This is a genomic window from Burkholderia aenigmatica, from assembly GCF_048627025.1.
GTDB classification, from domain to species: Bacteria; Pseudomonadota; Gammaproteobacteria; order Burkholderiales; family Burkholderiaceae; genus Burkholderia; species Burkholderia aenigmatica.
On record NZ_CP184469.1, the window covers coordinates 1,030,717 to 1,046,264 of the forward strand.

At 67.8% G+C, this 15,548-nt stretch carries 13 protein-coding genes; 2 read left to right on the forward strand and 11 right to left on the reverse strand.

All coding sequences use genetic code 11. The features are described from left to right. Nucleotide 1 precedes the first annotated feature (1 nt). From nikC to sapR, 5 genes are all read right to left on the reverse strand, one after another. The gene (gene nikC, locus ACN8ZM_RS21730; protein ID WP_043183878.1) at nt 2-916 is read right to left on the reverse strand and encodes a nickel transporter permease; all 915 of its coding nucleotides are present in this window, start codon (nt 914-916) and stop codon (nt 2-4) included. A 66-nt stretch (nt 917-982) separates the two neighbouring features. Further along, nucleotides 983-2,053 (reverse strand): ABC transporter permease, encoded by a 1,071-nt coding sequence (locus tag ACN8ZM_RS21735; RefSeq protein ID WP_420212339.1) that lies wholly within the window; start codon nt 2,051-2,053, stop codon nt 983-985. Between the two features lie 10 nt (nt 2,054-2,063). Next, entirely contained in the window at nt 2,064-3,665 is a 1,602-nt protein-coding gene (locus ACN8ZM_RS21740) for an ABC transporter substrate-binding protein (RefSeq protein WP_420212340.1), read from the reverse strand. Between the two features lie 46 nt (nt 3,666-3,711). Continuing rightward, nucleotides 3,712-4,275: a D-alanyl-D-alanine dipeptidase gene (gene ddpX / locus ACN8ZM_RS21745; RefSeq protein ID WP_420212341.1), complete on the reverse strand. Its 564-nt coding sequence runs from the start codon at nt 4,273-4,275 to the stop codon at nt 3,712-3,714. A 24-nt stretch (nt 4,276-4,299) separates the two neighbouring features. After that, nucleotides 4,300-5,181, reverse strand: coding sequence for a sap1 transcriptional regulator SapR (sapR, locus tag ACN8ZM_RS21750; RefSeq protein WP_420212342.1), 882 nt, complete (start codon nt 5,179-5,181; stop codon nt 4,300-4,302). A 232-nt stretch (nt 5,182-5,413) separates the two neighbouring features. Between sapR and ACN8ZM_RS21755 the strand changes: the two genes are divergently transcribed. Beyond that, the gene (locus ACN8ZM_RS21755) at nt 5,414-5,662 is read left to right on the forward strand and encodes a helix-turn-helix domain-containing protein (RefSeq protein WP_043183871.1); all 249 of its coding nucleotides are present in this window, start codon (nt 5,414-5,416) and stop codon (nt 5,660-5,662) included. A 128-nt stretch (nt 5,663-5,790) separates the two neighbouring features. On the opposite strand, the gene ACN8ZM_RS21760 is transcribed toward ACN8ZM_RS21755, so the two are convergent. From ACN8ZM_RS21760 to ACN8ZM_RS21785, 6 genes are all read right to left on the reverse strand, one after another. After that, nucleotides 5,791-7,044, reverse strand: coding sequence for a hypothetical protein (locus ACN8ZM_RS21760; protein ID WP_420212343.1), 1,254 nt, complete (start codon nt 7,042-7,044; stop codon nt 5,791-5,793). A gap of 273 nt (nt 7,045-7,317) precedes the next feature. After that, nucleotides 7,318-8,907 carry an ABC transporter substrate-binding protein gene (locus ACN8ZM_RS21765; protein ID WP_043183867.1) on the reverse strand — a complete coding sequence of 530 codons (1,590 nt, stop codon included), beginning with the start codon at nt 8,905-8,907 and terminating at the stop codon, nt 7,318-7,320. 136 nt (nt 8,908-9,043) lie between these two features. After that, nucleotides 9,044-9,379, reverse strand: a complete 336-nt coding sequence (locus tag ACN8ZM_RS21770) for a sugar ABC transporter ATPase (RefSeq protein ID WP_420212344.1) — start codon at nt 9,377-9,379, stop codon at nt 9,044-9,046. Nucleotides 9,380-9,636: 257 nt separating this feature from the next. Beyond that, complete coding sequence (locus ACN8ZM_RS21775; RefSeq protein ID WP_043183865.1) at nt 9,637-9,966, reverse strand: hypothetical protein; 330 nt, start codon at nt 9,964-9,966, stop codon at nt 9,637-9,639. A gap of 175 nt (nt 9,967-10,141) precedes the next feature. Continuing rightward, nucleotides 10,142-11,701, reverse strand: coding sequence for a DHA2 family efflux MFS transporter permease subunit (locus tag ACN8ZM_RS21780; RefSeq protein WP_043183864.1), 1,560 nt, complete (start codon nt 11,699-11,701; stop codon nt 10,142-10,144). Between the two features lie 393 nt (nt 11,702-12,094). Further along, a complete protein-coding gene (locus ACN8ZM_RS21785; protein ID WP_089452588.1) occupies nt 12,095-12,997 on the reverse strand; it encodes a LysR family transcriptional regulator in 903 nt (300 codons plus the stop codon). 145 nt (nt 12,998-13,142) lie between these two features. On the opposite strand from ACN8ZM_RS21785, the gene ACN8ZM_RS21790 reads away from it, so the two are divergent. Further along, a complete protein-coding gene (locus ACN8ZM_RS21790; RefSeq protein WP_420212345.1) occupies nt 13,143-15,203 on the forward strand; it encodes an FUSC family protein in 2,061 nt (686 codons plus the stop codon). The last annotated feature ends 345 nt before the right edge of the window (nt 15,204-15,548 follow it).

Genomic DNA, 15,548 nt, shown 5'->3' on the forward strand with positions numbered 1-15,548 from the left:
GTCACGCTCCATGACGCGGATCGAAGACGTCGCGCAGCCCGTCGCCGAGCAGGTTGAACGCGAGGCTCACGAGCAGGATCGCGCAGCCGGGCAGCGTGGCGACCCACCACGCGTCGAGCAGCACGTTGCGGCCCGACGCGACCATGAAGCCCCACTCGGGGCTCGGCGGTTGCGCGCCGAGGCCGAGGAAGCCGAGGCCCGCGACGGTCAGGATGATGCCGGCCATGTCGAGCGTCGCGCGCACGATCACCGACGACATGCACATCGGCACGATGTAGCGCAGCAGGATGCGCGGGCCGGACGCGCCCTGCAGCCGCGCGGCGTGGATGTAGTCGGCCTGGGCGATGCGGATCGTCTCGGCGCGCGCGAGCCGCGCATACGCGGGCCACGCGGTGATCGAGATCGCGACGACCGCATTGATCACGCCGGGCCCGAGCGCGGCCGCGAACGCAAGCGCAAGGACGATCTTCGGGAACGCGAGTGCGACGTCGGTGATACGCATCAGCGCGCTGTCGACGAAGCCGCCGCAATAGCCGGCCGTCGTGCCGATGAGCAGGCCGATCGGCACGACGATCACGACGACGAGCAGCGCGATGCCGAGCGTGAGGCGCGAACCGGCGATCAGTCGCGAGAGGATGTCGCGGCCGAGCTGGTCGGTGCCGAACCAGTGCGACGGCGAGCCGGGCGGCAGCAGGCGGTCGGACAGCACCTGGCGCAGCGGATCGTGCGGCATGATCAGCGGGCTGACGATCGCGACGACGATCAGCGCGACGAGGATCGCGAGCCCGAACAGGTTGAGCGGGTTGGTGGCGAACCGGCGCCAGCGTCGGTACGCGAGGCCGAGCGCGGCCTGCGAGCGCGACGCGGGCGCGTCGGACAGCAGCCATGCGCGCAGCGTGAGTCGCTCGGCGTTCATGATTGGAAGACCTTCGGCATGGGCGATGAAAGAAGCGGGGGGGAGGCGGTCATGTCGTGGCGGCCCTCAGCGCGCACGCGGATCGAACACGCGGTACAGCGCGTCGGTCAGCAGGTTGACGGTGATGAACATCGCGCCGATCACGAGCGTCGCGCCGAGCACCGCGTTCATGTCGGCGTTCAGCAGCGCGCCGGTCAGGTACGAGCCGAGCCCCGGCCATGCGAACACGATCTCGGTCAGCACCGAGCCTTCGAGCAGGTTGCTGTACGTGAGCGCGATCACGGTGAGCAGCGGCACCATGATGTTGCCGAACGCGTGCCGCCAGATTACGCGTCGTTCCGACAACCCCTTCGCGCGCGCGGTGACGATGTATTCCTGGCTCAGCTGGTCGAGCATGAACGAGCGCGTCATGCGGCTCAGGTAGGCGACGGAGTAGTAGCCGAGGATCGCAGCCGGCAGCGCGATGTGCGACACCGCGTTGCGGAACACGTCCCACTCGCCCGCGAGCGCCGCGTCGATCAGCAGGCTGCCGGTGCGCGTGTCGACCATCCCGTCGTACACGGGATCGAGCCGGCCGGGCCCGCCGACCCAGTGCAGCCGCGCGTAGAACAGCAGCAGCCCCATCAGCCCGAGCCAGAACAGCGGCACCGAATTGCCGATCAGCCCGACGAAGCGCGCGATGTGGTCGATCGGCCGGTTGTGCTTCACGGCGGCCGCGACGCCGAGCGGCACGCCGATCGCGATGCCGATCAGCGTTGCGATCGTCGCCAGCTCGAGCGTGGCCGGGAACACGCGCTTGATGTCGTCGAGCACCGGGTTCGCGGTCAGCAGCGACATGCCGAGATTGCCGTGCAGCACGTCGCGCGCATAGATCAGGAATTGCGTGACGAGCGGCTTGTCGAGCCCGAGCGCGATGCGTTCGGCCGCGTACGCCTCGGCCGACGCGCGATCGCCGAGGATCGCGAGCACGGGATCGATCGGCACCTTGCGGCCGATCACGAACGTCAGCGCGAGCAGCCCCGCGAACGTGACGGCGAGCGTGAGTGCCCAGCGCAGCACGCGCAGGACCCAGCGCACGGCCGGGCGCCGCGCGGGCAGCGTGCGCAGTGCTTCGAGGGAGGAGACGGGAGTCGACATGCGGCGAATCTTATTGCTTCTTCAGGTTGCGGTACGACACGAGATCGTTGATCGGCCCGACTTCGAGCCCGCTCACGCCGGGCCGCGTCGCGACCTGCGCGACTTTCTCGAACATGATCACGAACGGCGAGCGCGCGAGCATTTCCTTCTGCATCGCCTGATACCGTTGCGCGCGTTTCGCGGCGGTCGGTTCGGCGAGCGCGGTGTCGGTTTCCTTCGTCAGTTGCGGGATGTCCCAGCTGTTGCGCCAGGCCAGCATTTTATAGCTCGACTTGTCGGAATTGTCGGGGTTCCACGCAAAACCCTGCGCGTTGCTGTGCGGATCGATGTAGTCGGCCGACCATTCGCCGATGTAGATGTCGTGCTGGCGCGCGCGGTATTTCGCGAGCGTCTGCTTGTTGTCGCCGGGGATCAGCTGCACCTTGATGCCCGCCTGCGCGAAGTTCGCCTGCACGGCCTGCGCGATCTCGGTGTACGGATAGTCGTTACGCACGTCCATCGTCACCGAAAAGCCGTTCGGCACGCCGGCCTTCGCGAGCAGCGCCTTCGCCTTCGCGATGTCGAGCTTGTACGGGTTCGCGTTCAGCGTGCCGAGGAAGCCTTCGGGCAGGAAGGTCTGGTGCACCTTGTAGGTCGTCTTCACCACGTTGCCCTGGATGCCCGCATAGTCGACGAGCCACTTCAGCGCTTCCTGCACGTCGGGTTTCGCGAGCGTCGGGCTCTTCGTGTTCAGGCCGAGATACAGCAGCGTCGCCTGCGGCGAGGCCGACACCTTCGCCTTGCCGGACTTCACGACCGACGCGAGATCGTCGGGGCTCAGGTCGCGCGCCGCGTCGACATCGCCGTTTTCCAGCAGCAGGCGCTGGCTCGCGGCTTCGGGCACGTGGCGCAGCACGATCCGCTTCATCGCGAGCGGCAGCCGGTAGCCGTCGAAGCGCTGCAGCACGAGGCTGTCGCCGGCCGTCCACTTGACCAGCTTGTATGCGCCGGAGCCGGCCTCGTTGGTCTTCAGCCATGCGTTGCCGAAGTCGTTGCCTTGCTGATGCGACAGCAGCAGCTTCTTGTCGAGCACCGACGCGGGCCAGGAGCCGAGCACGTTCAATACGAAGGTCGGCGCGTACTTCTGGTCGGTCGTGACCGACACCGTCAGGTCGTCGAGCTTCTTCACGTTGGCGACGACGTTCGCCTTCGTGAGCCCGATCCCGGTGAGCACGGCGGCCGGGCCCTTGTCGAGCAGCACCGCGCGCTGGATCGACCAGGCGACGTCGTCGGCGCTCAGCGGGTTGCCCGAGTGGAACTTCAGGCCGGGGCGCAGCTTGAACGTGTAGGTCAGCCCGTCAGTGCTCACCGTCCACGATTGAGCGACGTCGCCGTTGAATTTCGACGGATCGCGCAGGTCGACGCGCACGAGCCGGTCGTACGTGTTCGCGACGTATTCCTCCGGCACCAGCTCGTAGATCTCGCCCGGATCCAGCGTCGTGAATTCGTCGAGCAGCGTGGCCATCACGAACATGTCCTTCGGCGTTTCCGCGCGTGCAGCGGAAAGCGGAACGGCGGCGAGAACGGACGCGGCGGCCAGCGCCGCGACGAGCCGGGATGTCAGGAAATTCATGAGCGCTCCATCGGTTGTCGAACGTGAACGGGAAGGGGGACGTGCATCACATCAGGTGCCACGGGCCGCTGTCGGCGTTGTCGATCTGCGGCAGTGCGCGCGAGCCCGGCAATTCGTAGTGCCACCACTCGCTGTCGATGTGCGCGAAGCCGGCCGCGTGCATGACGCCGAGCAGCAGCAGGCGGTTGCGCTGCACGGTTTCGGGCAGCCCCGCGTGGAAGTGGCCCGATGCGGCGACCATCTCGTCGAAGCCGGTGCCCATGTCGAGCGGCTCGCCGTCCGTGCCGACGAGCGTCAGGTCGAGCGCGGTGCCGCGGCTGTGATTCGAGCCGCGGCCGAGGTCGGCGATGAAGTTCGGATCGGGCAGGCAGTCCCACAGCACCTGCTGCGCCTGCGGCGGCCGGTACGCGTCGTAGATCCGCAGCGTGAAGCCGGCTTGTGCCGCGATGTCCACCGCGCGGCGCAGTGCGGCTTCGGCCGGCTCCAGCAACAGGCAGTGCGCTGCGCGGTAGATCGGCTTGCCGGTCAGGTTGCGATCGGTCGCGTAGACCAGATCGATGTCGACGCGATGCGTGGCGGGCGTGATTTCAACGAGGCGGTGCGTGTTCATCGGCGGTTCGGAAGGCCCTCGCATTCAGGATTCGAATTGATCGAACGTGTGCTGCAGTTCGCGGTTGCGCGCGACGCGCCGGTCGATCGCGGGGCCGAGGCGGTCGACCACAGCCGTGATCAGCAGGTTGAACAGGCAGGTGAGCGGCGCGAGCGAATCCCAGAACTGGCCGACGTCGGTCTTTACCTGAAGCAGGTCGGCCGGCCAGTCGCGCGCCCACGGGCACGAGAGATCGGTGACCAGCGCGAACGGCTGCCCGCGCTCGGCGGCCGCCTGGCAATAGCGGCGCGCGCTGCGCGAATACGCGCGCGTGTCGGTGACGATGCAGTACGGCCGCTCGAATTCGGAGTTCAGCGAATCGACGTACGAGCCCGACTGGCCGTCCGAATAGAACACGCGCGGGCGCAGGTATTCGAGGTAGCTGCTGAACGCGTTGCTGATCCCGCGCGTCGACTGGATGCCGAGGATGAACACGGCGTCCGCATGCGCGATCCGGTCGGCCACCTGCGCGAACACCGGGCCTTCGGCGAGCCGGTACACGTGACGGATTGCATCGAGCTCGCGCTCGAGCGACGACGGGAGCGGGCCTTCATTGCCGTTGCCATGGGGTTCGGCCGGCTGCGTGCCCGCGACGCGGCGGTATTCGTCGAGCCGGTCGGTGATCATCCAGGGGCGGTCGCCGCCGCCGCGCAGCTCGCGCTTCAGGTCGTCGAGATTGCGATAGCCGACGCTGCGCAGGAACCGCCCGACCGAGATGCCGCTGGTGCCGGCCTGCTGCGCGATCTGGTCGGCCGTCTCGAGCCCGAGCCGGTCGAGGTTCGCGAGCATGTAGCTCGCGATGCGCTTGGCGGTCGGCGTCAGCTCGGCGTAGCGGGATTCGACGGTATGGGCGAACGCGCAGGTCATCGGCTGTTAGATCGCTGTCGTCTGATGATCGAATGTCATCCATCTAACAAAGCCAAAATCATTCGCGCCAGCGGATAAAAACTATGGTGTGAGGATAGGTGATAGGGTCGGGAGCGTGGTGGGTGGCTGGGAGGGGCAGGCGAGCAGGCTGGAGAATTATTCCTGTCACGCATATTTTGCGTTTATGCCTGTCAGAAATATGCTGCGTTTATTGCCTACAGGAATCCACGCCGTGAATTTCATCGTCAATACACCCGCGCAACTGGGAGAGATCCTGTCGTCCGCGCGCCAGGCCAAGGGGCTGACACAAGCCGAAGCGGCGGTGCGGATCGGCGTGGGCCAGCCACGTATTTCGTCGCTCGAATCCACACGTACCGAAAGCCTGTCGCTCAGTCAATTGCTCGAACTGACCGCGCTGTACGGTCTCGAGCTCTGCATCCGCACGAAGGACGAGCGCGAAGCAGCCGAAGTCGAGTGGTAAGCGATGGGACGCAAATCGCACACTCGCGCGTTGTCGATCTGGCCGGTCGAAGGCGACGGTCGTGATCGTCGGGTTGAATGCGTCCGTGGTGTGGGCGGCCTTCAACTGAACGGCCGCCCGCCGGCAGCCTACTGCTGCATGTCCGGTGCCTCGCGCAGCCGCCAGATCGCGTTGCATTGCTGGCCGCCGAGGCTCGTCGAGCGCAGCGTGATGACGGTGCCGGCCACGATCCGATACGAGAAATGCGCCATCAGCTCGGTACCCTTGCGCTGCGCCTGCCCGTCGACCAGCACTTCGCACAGCAGCGGCGACGGCGAGCCGGACGGGTGCGTGACGTAGACGTTCAGCCGCGCGATATCGCGTGACGCGGTGAACACGACCTCGTGGTTCCCGCTGCCGATCAGCATCGTGCCGCCGGGCTCGTCGATCGCCTGCAGGTAGGCGCCCGCGCTTCCCTCGATCGCCGCGGCCGCGACGGTCAGCCCGGCCGAGCGCACGTAGTCGGTCGCCGCGATGCGCGCCGCGACCGCGTCGGACGGTGCCGGCGTGCCGTCCGACAGCGCGAACGGCGCGCCGTCGCGCAGCGCGGCGTCGGTGCGGTTCGCGTAGTAGCGCCACCGGTCGAAGAAGCGGATGTCGCCGGTCATGTGCAACGCACGGATCGGCTCGTCGCGATACCGGAGCGTCGTCGTGCCGTTGCTCCCGTCGAACGCTTCGTGAATGCCGTACTTGCTGACGAAGTTCTGGACCGGATCGAGCAGCGCCGTTTCGCCTTGTGCGCCCCACAGGTGCAGGAACGTCGTATCGATCCCGAAGCAATCCTGGAAATCGGTGCCGATGCGGGCGATGCAGTCGCGCAGATGGCTGGCGTAGCGCGCCCACGCGTCGGCAGTTCCGGCAACGAGCCCGGCCTGCAATGCGCCGCCGTGGCGCGCGGAGACCTCGTCGACGACGAGCCGCCAGTGATGATCGCGCCGCTCGCCGATCAACGGCGCGACGACGAACGTGCAGAACAGCGGGTCGGGGCACGCGTGGATCCGGTCGTCGCCGATCTGCGAGAACAGGTCGAACCCCGGCGCGCAGAACCAGATGTCGGCGTCGTACAGCGCGAGCTTGCGGATCTGCGGGTTGCGTGCGCAATACTCGGCGGCCTCGATGAAGCGGCCGACCGGCAGCGCATGCGCGCTCGACGCGTCGATCACGTCGACCGACTGGCTCGCCAGGATCTGCCGCTTGCGTTCGGAGAGGCCGTAGCCGATCACCGCGATCCGGCCGTCGTAGCCGGTGTGCCGCAGCGACAGCAGGAACGGCACGAGCATTTCATACCATGCGCGGTTGTTGTCGTTGATCGCCACGCAGACCGCGTGCTCGCTCGTATGCATGTGTTCTCCCCGTGGTGCGCGCGCCCGGTAGCCGGCGCGGCGCGCGTGCTGCGTATCTGAAACTGCCTGCCGTCGTGCAGCCGCCGGAACACGGCTTGTCGACGGCGGACGCGGTCATGTCGTGCGGCACGATCATCCTGCGCGCCGACGGGCCGAACCGGGTCGGCGGTGCCGCTCATTGTAGATCGCGGCCGCCGCACGGCCTGGCGCCGGCGCGGCGGGCCGCGGCGATTGCCCGCGTGCCGGTACACCCGGCCGCGCGGGCAGCCGCCATTACTTCGCGAGCGTGCGGTATGACACGAGGTCGTTGATCGGCCCGATTTCCGGTCCGGTCACGCCGGGGCGCGTTGCGACCTGCACGACCTTCTCGAACATGATGATGAACGGCGAGTTCGCGAGCACGGCCTTCTGCAGCGCGTCGTAACGCTGCGCGCGCTTCGCGGGCGACGGCTCGACGAGCGCGGCCTCGGTGTCCTTCGTCAGTTGCGGGATGTCCCAGCTGTTGCGCCATGCGAGCATCTTCGTCGGCGACTGGTCGGAGTTGTCCGGATTCCACGCGAAGCCGCGCGCATTGCTGTTCGGGTCCATGTAGTCGGGCGACCATTCGCCGACGAAGATGTCGTGCTGGCGCGCGCGGTATTTGCCGATCGCCTGCTTCGCATCGCCCGGAATCAGCTTCACGCGGATGCCGCCCTGCGCGAAGTTCGCCTGCAGCGCCTGCGCGATCTCGAGGTACGGATAGTCGTTCGGCATGTCCATCGTCACGTCGAAGCCGTTCGGCAAGCCGGCCTTGGCGAGCAGCGCCTTTGCCTTCGCGACGTCCTGCTTGTACGGCCGCGCGTTCGACGCGCCGAGGAAGCCTTCGGGCAGGAAGGTTTCATGCACCTTGTAGGTCGTGCTGACGATGTTGCGCTGGATGCCGTCATAGTCGACGAGCCATTTCATCGCCTGCTGCACCTCGGGTTTCGCGAGGTTCGGGTTCTTCGTGTTCAGGCTCAGGTACAGCAGTGCGGACACCGGCCACGACGCGACCTTGATCTTGCCGGCCTTCGTCAGCGCGGCGAGGCTGTCGGGGCTCAGGTTGCGCGCGGCGTCGGCGTCGCCGTTCTCCAGCAGCAGCCGTTGCGCGGACGCTTCGGGCACGTGACGCAGCACGATGCGCTTCATCGGGTACGGCGTGCGGTACTTGTCGAAACGTTGCAGCACGATGCTCTCGTTGGGCGTCCACTTGACGAGCTGGTACGGGCCCGAGCCCGCGTCGTTGGTGCGGAGCCAGCCGCTGCCGAAATCGTTGCCCTGCTGGTGCGACAGCAGCAGCTTCTTGTCGAAGACCGATGCCGGGCAGGCGCTCAGCACGTTGAGCACGAAGCTCGGTGCGTACTTGCGGTCGGTTTCGAGCACGACGGTCTGCGGATCGACCACGCGCACCTTCTGCGTCACGTTCGCCTTCGTGAGACCGAGATCGGCGAGCACGCCGGCCGGCCCCTTGTCGAGCAGGATGGTGCGCTGCAGCGACCACGCGACGTCGTCGGCGGTCACCGGGTTGCCGGAATGGAACGTGAGGCCGGGGCGCAGCTTGAACGTGTAGGTCACGCCGTCGGCGCCGACCGTCCACGATTGCGCGATCTGTCCGTCGAAGCGCGTCGGGTCCTTCAGGTCGACGCGCACCAGGCGTTCGTAGGTGTTCGCGACGTACTCGGACGGCACCAGCTCGTAGATCCCGCTCGGGTCGAGGGTCGTGAATTCGCCGAGTTGCGTGGCGACGACGAAGATGCCGGGCGGCGTGGCCGCCTGTGCCGGCAGCGCCGGAACAAGTGCGACGAGCGCGGCGCTGACGAACAGGCGGGACAGCAGGTGCTTCATGCGGGCTCCGTGGAAAGGGAATCGTGGGTGCGATTCTCTCATCGACGGCCGCCCGGATGAAATTATTCGGCGTGCGCGCCGGCGGGGTGGCGCGCAGCAGCGAGCCGGGCGGGCGCCCGGCATCGGCAGGTTCGGATCAGATCGCGCAGCGCGCGACCGCGAAGCGCATCGCTTCCTCGGCCGGCTCGTTACCCGAGCCGCGCACGACCTTGATGACCGAACCGTTGCCCGACGGCGTCAGCGTGACGAAGTACGAGTTCGAGCCGACGGCGATATCGGTCACGCCGTTGTGCTGCGATTGCTCGGTGCCCGACAGGCGGCTGTCGAGGCAGTTGGCGATCGCGTAGGCCGGACGTTGCGACGACACGTAGATCATCGGCGCTGCGCCGGATGACGCGGCCGAGTCGGACGAGGGAGCGGAACCGCAGGCGGCGAGCAGGGCGGCGGGAAGGAGCAGCAGGAATCGTTTCATGATGGGTCGTCGTGTGTCTCGTATCGAGGCTGGGGCGCGGGGTAGGCGAAACGCGAAGCTTCGCGACGAAACCGCCCGGAATCGGGCCGTTGATGACGGACGACGATGCGACAGGCGGCTGACGGTCGAGTATACCCGCAGCGTTTGACGGCGTTGGCGCGTTGAAACGATTCGATACACAACAAGCACCCGCTACCGCATGGCGGCAGCGGGCGTTTCAAGTGATGGCGAATGGGCACTTGCCGGTGGTGTCGATCTTATTGGCCGATCTGGTGGCTGACCGCATTTTCCTGCTGGTTCAGCACGTGCTTTTCGCTCTTCGTGATGTGGCTGCGATCCTGCCCAGCCATGTCCCGCTCTTCCTGGCGGATCTTGCGGTCGTCACGGTGCAGGCGCGCGGCCTGTGCGTGCGACATCTCGCCTTCCTTCACTTCGTGATGGATCCGGCGATTCTGGTTTGCGAGGCGCTGGTTGACTTCTTCGCGGCGCGGATGCGCCTGCTGCCACGGCGTGTCGGCGAACGCGGTGCCGGTCAGCACCGACATCAGGGTGGCGGCAATCGCGAGATGGCGGGTAAGGGCTCGCATGGTGTTTTCTCCTGTCGTTGCGCGTCCGGATCGTGGGCGCTTGATGAAAAAACGCGGAGCGGGCACCGCCTGTTGACGTTTCGGCCTGTATCGATTGCAAGTCTTTATTACGTCCGCGCGATTCGACGCGGGCCCCGGCATGCGTGGCGCGGGGCCCGACCGTCGCGCATGCGGATCAATGCGCGCCGGCTGCCGCCGCATCGGCATCGCCGCCGCCCGAGCGCACCGGTTTCGTGATCCAGATGAGCGGAATGATCGCGATGAAGATGATCGCCGACACGTAGAAGATGTCGTTCAACCCCATCACGGCCGCCTGCGAATCGACCGATGCGTTGAAGAATGCGAGCGCCGAATCGGGGCTCAGGTGCAGCAGCGAACGCGTCGTGTCGACCTGCTGCGTGAAGACCGGGTTGGTGACGCTCGCCTGTTCGGTGAGCCGCACGTGATGCAGGATCGTGCGGTCGTTCCATGCGTTGCTGATCAGCGACGTGCCCACCGCGCCGCAGAACGTGCGGCCGAAATTCGACAGGCCGGCGGCGGCCGGGATCTTTTCCGGCGGCAGCCCGGACAGGATGATCGACGTCAGCGGCACGAAGAACATCGCCATCGGGATGCCCTGCAGCAGCGTCGGCAAAATGAGATCCCAGCGCGACACGTCGGTATAGAAGGTCGTGCGCATCATGAAGACGACCGCGAAGCCGACGAACGCGAGCGTCGCGATGTAACGCGGATCGGTGCGCGGCAGCAGGCGTCCCATGACCGGCGTGAGCAGGATCGCGAACACGCCGAGCGGTGCGGTGGCGAGCCCCGAATCGACCGCGCGGTAGCCGAGATAGCCCTGCATCCACTGCGGCAGCAGCACCAGCGTGCCGAAGAACATCCCGTACGCGACCGAGATCGCGATCGTGCCGCCCGCGAAATTGCGCTGCGTGAACAGGCGCAGGTCGACGATCGGGTTGGCCTCGTGAAGCTCCCACACGAGAAAGAACGCGAAGCCGATCAGTGCGACGATGCCGAGCGCGACGACGACGGGCGAGTTGAACCAGTCGAGATCCTTGCCCTTGTCGAGCATGATCTGCAGCGATGCGACCCACAGCACGAGCAGCAACAGGCCGACCGTATCGATCGGCATGCGTTTCGTGGCCGATTCACGGTCGCGGAACACGATCCACGTGACCGCGGCCGCGAAGAAGCCGACCGGAATGTTGATGTAGAAGATCCACGACCAGTTGTAGTCGTACGTGATCCAGCCGCCGAGCGATGGTCCCGCGATTGGCCCGACGAGCGCCGTCATTGACCACAGCGCCAGCGCGCTCGACGATTTCTGCCGCGGCCATGCGCCGAGCAGCAGCGCTTGCGACAGCGGCGCGAGCGGCCCCGCGACCGCGCCCTGCAGGATCCGCGCGGCGAGCAGCGTCGGCAGGTTCGGCGCGATCCCGCACAGCCACGACGCGAACACGAACAGCAGGATCGACGTGACGAACAGGCGTACCTGGCCGAAGCGCTGCGTGAGCCAGCCCGTCAACGGAATCGACACGGCGTTCGCGGCTGCGAAGATCGTGATCACCCACGTGCCTTCGTCGACCGACACGCCGAGGTCGCCCGAGATCGTCGGAATGGCGACGTTCGCGATCGACGAGTCGAGCACGTTCATGAACATCGCGAGCGATACCGCGATCGTGCCGATCGCGAGGCGGCCGCCCGACAGCGGGGCTGGGGATGACGGAGTGGACATGGGGTTTCCTGCGTAACGTGCGGAACGGATGCGGCCCGTTGCGGCGGGCACGCGCGGCCGCGCACGCGCGCGAAAGAAACGCAGGCGCGGTGCGGCGGCTGAACGGAAGGGGGCACGGTGCGCGCGACGCGGCCCGTTACACGGGGCCGACGCGTGCGACGTGCGGCTCGATCGAATGCGCGAAGCCGTGGCGGGCTTCGGGAGGCAGGAGGCTGCCGGTCAGGAAGGCGGGACGCGCGTGACGCGCCTGCGGGCAGCGGTCAGGCGGCTGACGTCGCGTGTGGAGTCGTTGTGCATCGCGACAGGCTAACGATGTGGCGAGCCGCCATCAACACGCGCCGGCTCACTAATCGATTTCGCGGGGCGCAATAATCGGTGTGCGAACCGTGCCGGTTACAGGGCGGTTCGCCATGCGGTGAACACTTCCGCGAGGAAATCGACGAACGCGCGCACCTTGCTGTCGAGCGTCGCGCGCCGCGGGTACAGCACGTGCAGCTCGACGTCGTCGGCGCGGTGCCAGTCGGGCAGCACGATTTCGAGTTCGTTTCGTTCGAGCCGGCGGGCCGTGTAGTGCGTCGAGACCAGCGCGATGCCGCCGCCGCTCGCGGCCTGGCGCAGCACCGTCACCGATTCGTTGGTGATCAGCACCGGCCGCACCGGCACGTCGGCCACGTCGCCGGCCGCATTGGTGAGCCGCAGCGTCAGGCCCGGCGCGTCGCGGCCGACGAGCAGCAGGTCGTGCTGCGCGAGGTCCTGCGGCGTGGCGGGCCGGCCGGCGCGGTCGAGATAGGCGGGGCTCGCGGCGAGCTTCGCCTGCGACCAGCCGAGCGAGCGCGCGATGTAGCTGGAGTCGGTCAGCACGCCCGCGCGCAGCGCCACGTCGAAGCCGTGCTCGACGAGATCGAGCGGGTTGTTGTCGTAGATCAGCACGAGCTGGACCAGCGGATAGCGCCGGCGAAACTCGGCGAGCGTCGGCTCCAGTTCGAACAGGCCGATCGAGTAGGGCACCAGCACGCGCAGCGTGCCCTCCGGCGCCGTGCGCAGCGAGCGGGCCTGGCGATCCGCGTCGAGCAGGATGTCCTCGGCGCGCAGGCAGCGCTCGTAATAGTCGCGTCCGGCCTCGGTGACGGATACGCGGCGCGTGGTCCGGTACAGCAGCTGGACGCCGAGCTCGTCCTCGAGCTGCTTGACCTTGCGGCTCACGCGGCTGAGCGGCATGTCGAGGTGCGTGGCGGCGGCGGTGAAATTGCCGCGCTCGACCACGCGCAGGAATATCCGGATGCTTTCGAAGTCCATGTGGGGTGCTTCAGTGTTCGATCTGCGCGCATCTTACCTTTGCTGGCCGGATCGTTTCATGACGCAGCGATTATCCTGCCCGGTGCAATAACGCATCCCGTCCGCGCCTCTTAGTGGCGGCGGTGCGCCCCCGTATGCTCGCGGCATGAAATTCGCTTTCCCCAGCCTGCCGCCGCTCGCGGCCGTCCGCACTGCATTGCGCGACGCACGGCCCACGCTGCCGCCGGGCGCCCTCGGCTTCGCCTTGCGCAACACCGCCGCGTCGCTGTTGGCGCTCTACATTGCCTTCCGGATGAATCTCGACGACCCGAAATGGGCCGCGTCGACCGTGTGGATCGTCGCGCAGGGCAGCCGCGGCATGGGGCTGTCGAAGAGCCAGTACCGGATTCTCGGTACCGCGATCGGCGCGGCGGTCGCGCTGCTGCTGACCGGCGCGTTCGCGCAGACCCCGGAACTGTTCCTGCCGGCGCTCGCCGCGTGGATCGGCCTGTGCGCGGGCGTCGCGACCTTCCTGCGGAATTTCCGGGCGTATGCGGCCGTGCTCGCGGGGTATACGGCGGCGATCATCGCGATGGACGCCGTTTCCGCCCCGCTGCACGCATTCGACATCGCGACCGCGCGATTCCTGTACGTGGTGGTCGGCATCCTGTGCGGCGCGGCGTTCGAGACGGTGTTCGCACCCGGTTCGCCGCTGCGCGACGTGCGCAAGCGGTTCGCGAGCTACCTGCAGCGCGCGGTCGCCGTCGGCGCGGGCGCGCTGCGTCGCGAACCGAACGGCGCGGCCGTGCACCGGCTGTTTGCGGACGCGCTCGAACTCGACACGGCGGCCGAGTATGCGGCCGCTGGCGCCCCCCCGGTGCGCAACGCGATCGGCCACCTGCGTACCGCCGTGCTCGGCGTGCTGGCCGCGCAGGCCGCCGGGCAGGCGCTGCACGAGCATGCGGCGCGCAGCGGCGACGCGCCGGACCCGCTGGTCGCCGACGCCGCGCGCGTGCTCGACGGGATGGCCGCCGCGGGCGAGCCGGGCGCGGAACTCGCGGCGCTGCGCGCGCGCGTGGACGACGCTGTGCGCGCCGAAGCGGCTGAACCGGCCGGCTCGGATACGTCGCGGCTGTTGACGCTCGACCGGCTGGCCGCGGTGCTGGCCGGATTCGAGCGGGCGTTTGCGGGCAAGGCGCTGGTCGACCGGGAGCGTCCGCCGACGTCGCGCGTGCGCTACGCGTTCCACCGCGACACGGTGCTGGCCTGGCACAACGGCATCCGCGCGTTCATCGCGGTGCTGGCCGCGTCGGCGATCTGGATTGTCAGCGCGTGGCCGTCGGGCGCCGGCTTCGTCACGATCACGGGCGTGGTCTGCGCGCTGTTCTCGACACGCCCGAACTCGGTGGGCGCGGCCATGGGCTTCCTGAAAGGCACCGCCTGCGCGGCGGTTGCGGGCGCGCTGTGCAATTTCGTGCTGCTGCCGGCGGTGTCGGGTTTCGAGATGCTCGCGTACATCCTCGGCGTGTTCCTGATCGGCACCGGCATCGTGATGCGCAACCCGCGCACGGCCGGCATCGGCAGCGGCTTCTCGATCTTCTTCTGGAACTTCACGTCGCCGGACAACACGGCGCGCATCGGCGATGCCGCGTTCCTCAACTCGGCGCTCGCGACGCTGCTCGGGATCGCGTTCGGCGCGCTCGTGTTCGCGCTCGTGTTTCCCGGCGACCCCGGCACGAGCCGGCGGCGCCTGCACGGCGCAGTGCGCCGCGATCTGGCGAACCTCGCACGCGACCCGCGCGCGTGGCCGGCCAGCGCGTGGCTGAGCCGCACGGCCGATCGCCTCGGCCGCGAACTGGGTTTCGCCGGCAGCCTGCCGCAGAGTCTCGTCGAGCGCGACCTGCGCGATCTGCTCGCGGCCTGGACGATCGGCGACAGCCTGCTGGCGCTGGCCGAACTGGCGACGCGCGAACCGGCGGCACGCCGGGCCGTCGCGGCGGTGCGCGGGCGGATCGGGCAGGGCGATTTCGTCCGGCTCGAACGGACCTGCGACGTGGCCGCCCGCGCATTGCGGCGGCGCGTGGCCGACCTCGACAGCGACGACGGGCGCGCGCTGCTGCGCGGCGTCGTGCTGGTGCGGACGATCGCGGAGGCCGCTGCTGCGCACAGCCGTTTCCTGCGCGGGCGTCTGCCTTGGAGCGCGAGCGGTATGGCGTGGCTCAACTGAGCCGATAGACCTTGCCGGGTGTCACTTCCGCCGGCAGCGGCTCGCGGTTCAGTTCGAGCAGCGTGCGCTCGATCGGGCGCGTGAATACGTTGAATTTGGCTGGAGCCGCCTGCGTCGCATAAGCGAGGGAGAGAAACGCGGCGCGTAGACCCGTATTGTCCGGCGGTAGTCGATGACGCTACGAGTCGACGTTTGTCCTTGGATTCGCGACAATCGATCGCCAGCGTGAACTAAAAGAGGCGACAGTGAGGCGGCTTTTGACCATCGCAGACACATTTTTCATCGCGGGACGCGGTCTAGTCGTGGTGCCTGGCCCTCTTGAAGAGGATTTCTCGGGCCCAAGAA

Excerpts from the sequence above, each read along its gene's own strand:
- sapR (WP_420212342.1), bottom strand. The coding sequence starts at position 5,181 with ATGACCTGCGCGTTCGCCCATACCGTCGAATCCCGCTACGCCGAGCTG.
- ACN8ZM_RS21760 (WP_420212343.1), bottom strand. The coding sequence starts at position 7,044 with ATGCATACGAGCGAGCACGCGGTCTGCGTGGCGATCAACGACAACAAC.
- ACN8ZM_RS21735 (WP_420212339.1), bottom strand. The coding sequence starts at position 2,053 with ATGTCGACTCCCGTCTCCTCCCTCGAAGCACTGCGCACGCTGCCCGCG.
- ACN8ZM_RS21770 (WP_420212344.1), bottom strand. The coding sequence starts at position 9,379 with ATGAAACGATTCCTGCTGCTCCTTCCCGCCGCCCTGCTCGCCGCCTGC.
- ACN8ZM_RS21765 (WP_043183867.1), bottom strand. The coding sequence starts at position 8,907 with ATGAAGCACCTGCTGTCCCGCCTGTTCGTCAGCGCCGCGCTCGTCGCA.
- ACN8ZM_RS21775 (WP_043183865.1), bottom strand. The coding sequence starts at position 9,966 with ATGCGAGCCCTTACCCGCCATCTCGCGATTGCCGCCACCCTGATGTCG.
- ACN8ZM_RS21785 (WP_089452588.1), bottom strand. The coding sequence starts at position 12,997 with ATGGACTTCGAAAGCATCCGGATATTCCTGCGCGTGGTCGAGCGCGGC.
- ACN8ZM_RS21790 (WP_420212345.1), top strand. The coding sequence starts at position 13,143 with ATGAAATTCGCTTTCCCCAGCCTGCCGCCGCTCGCGGCCGTCCGCACT.
- ACN8ZM_RS21780 (WP_043183864.1), bottom strand. The coding sequence starts at position 11,701 with ATGTCCACTCCGTCATCCCCAGCCCCGCTGTCGGGCGGCCGCCTCGCG.
- nikC (WP_043183878.1), bottom strand. The coding sequence starts at position 916 with ATGAACGCCGAGCGACTCACGCTGCGCGCATGGCTGCTGTCCGACGCG.
- ACN8ZM_RS21740 (WP_420212340.1), bottom strand. The coding sequence starts at position 3,665 with ATGAATTTCCTGACATCCCGGCTCGTCGCGGCGCTGGCCGCCGCGTCC.
- ddpX (WP_420212341.1), bottom strand. The coding sequence starts at position 4,275 with ATGAACACGCACCGCCTCGTTGAAATCACGCCCGCCACGCATCGCGTC.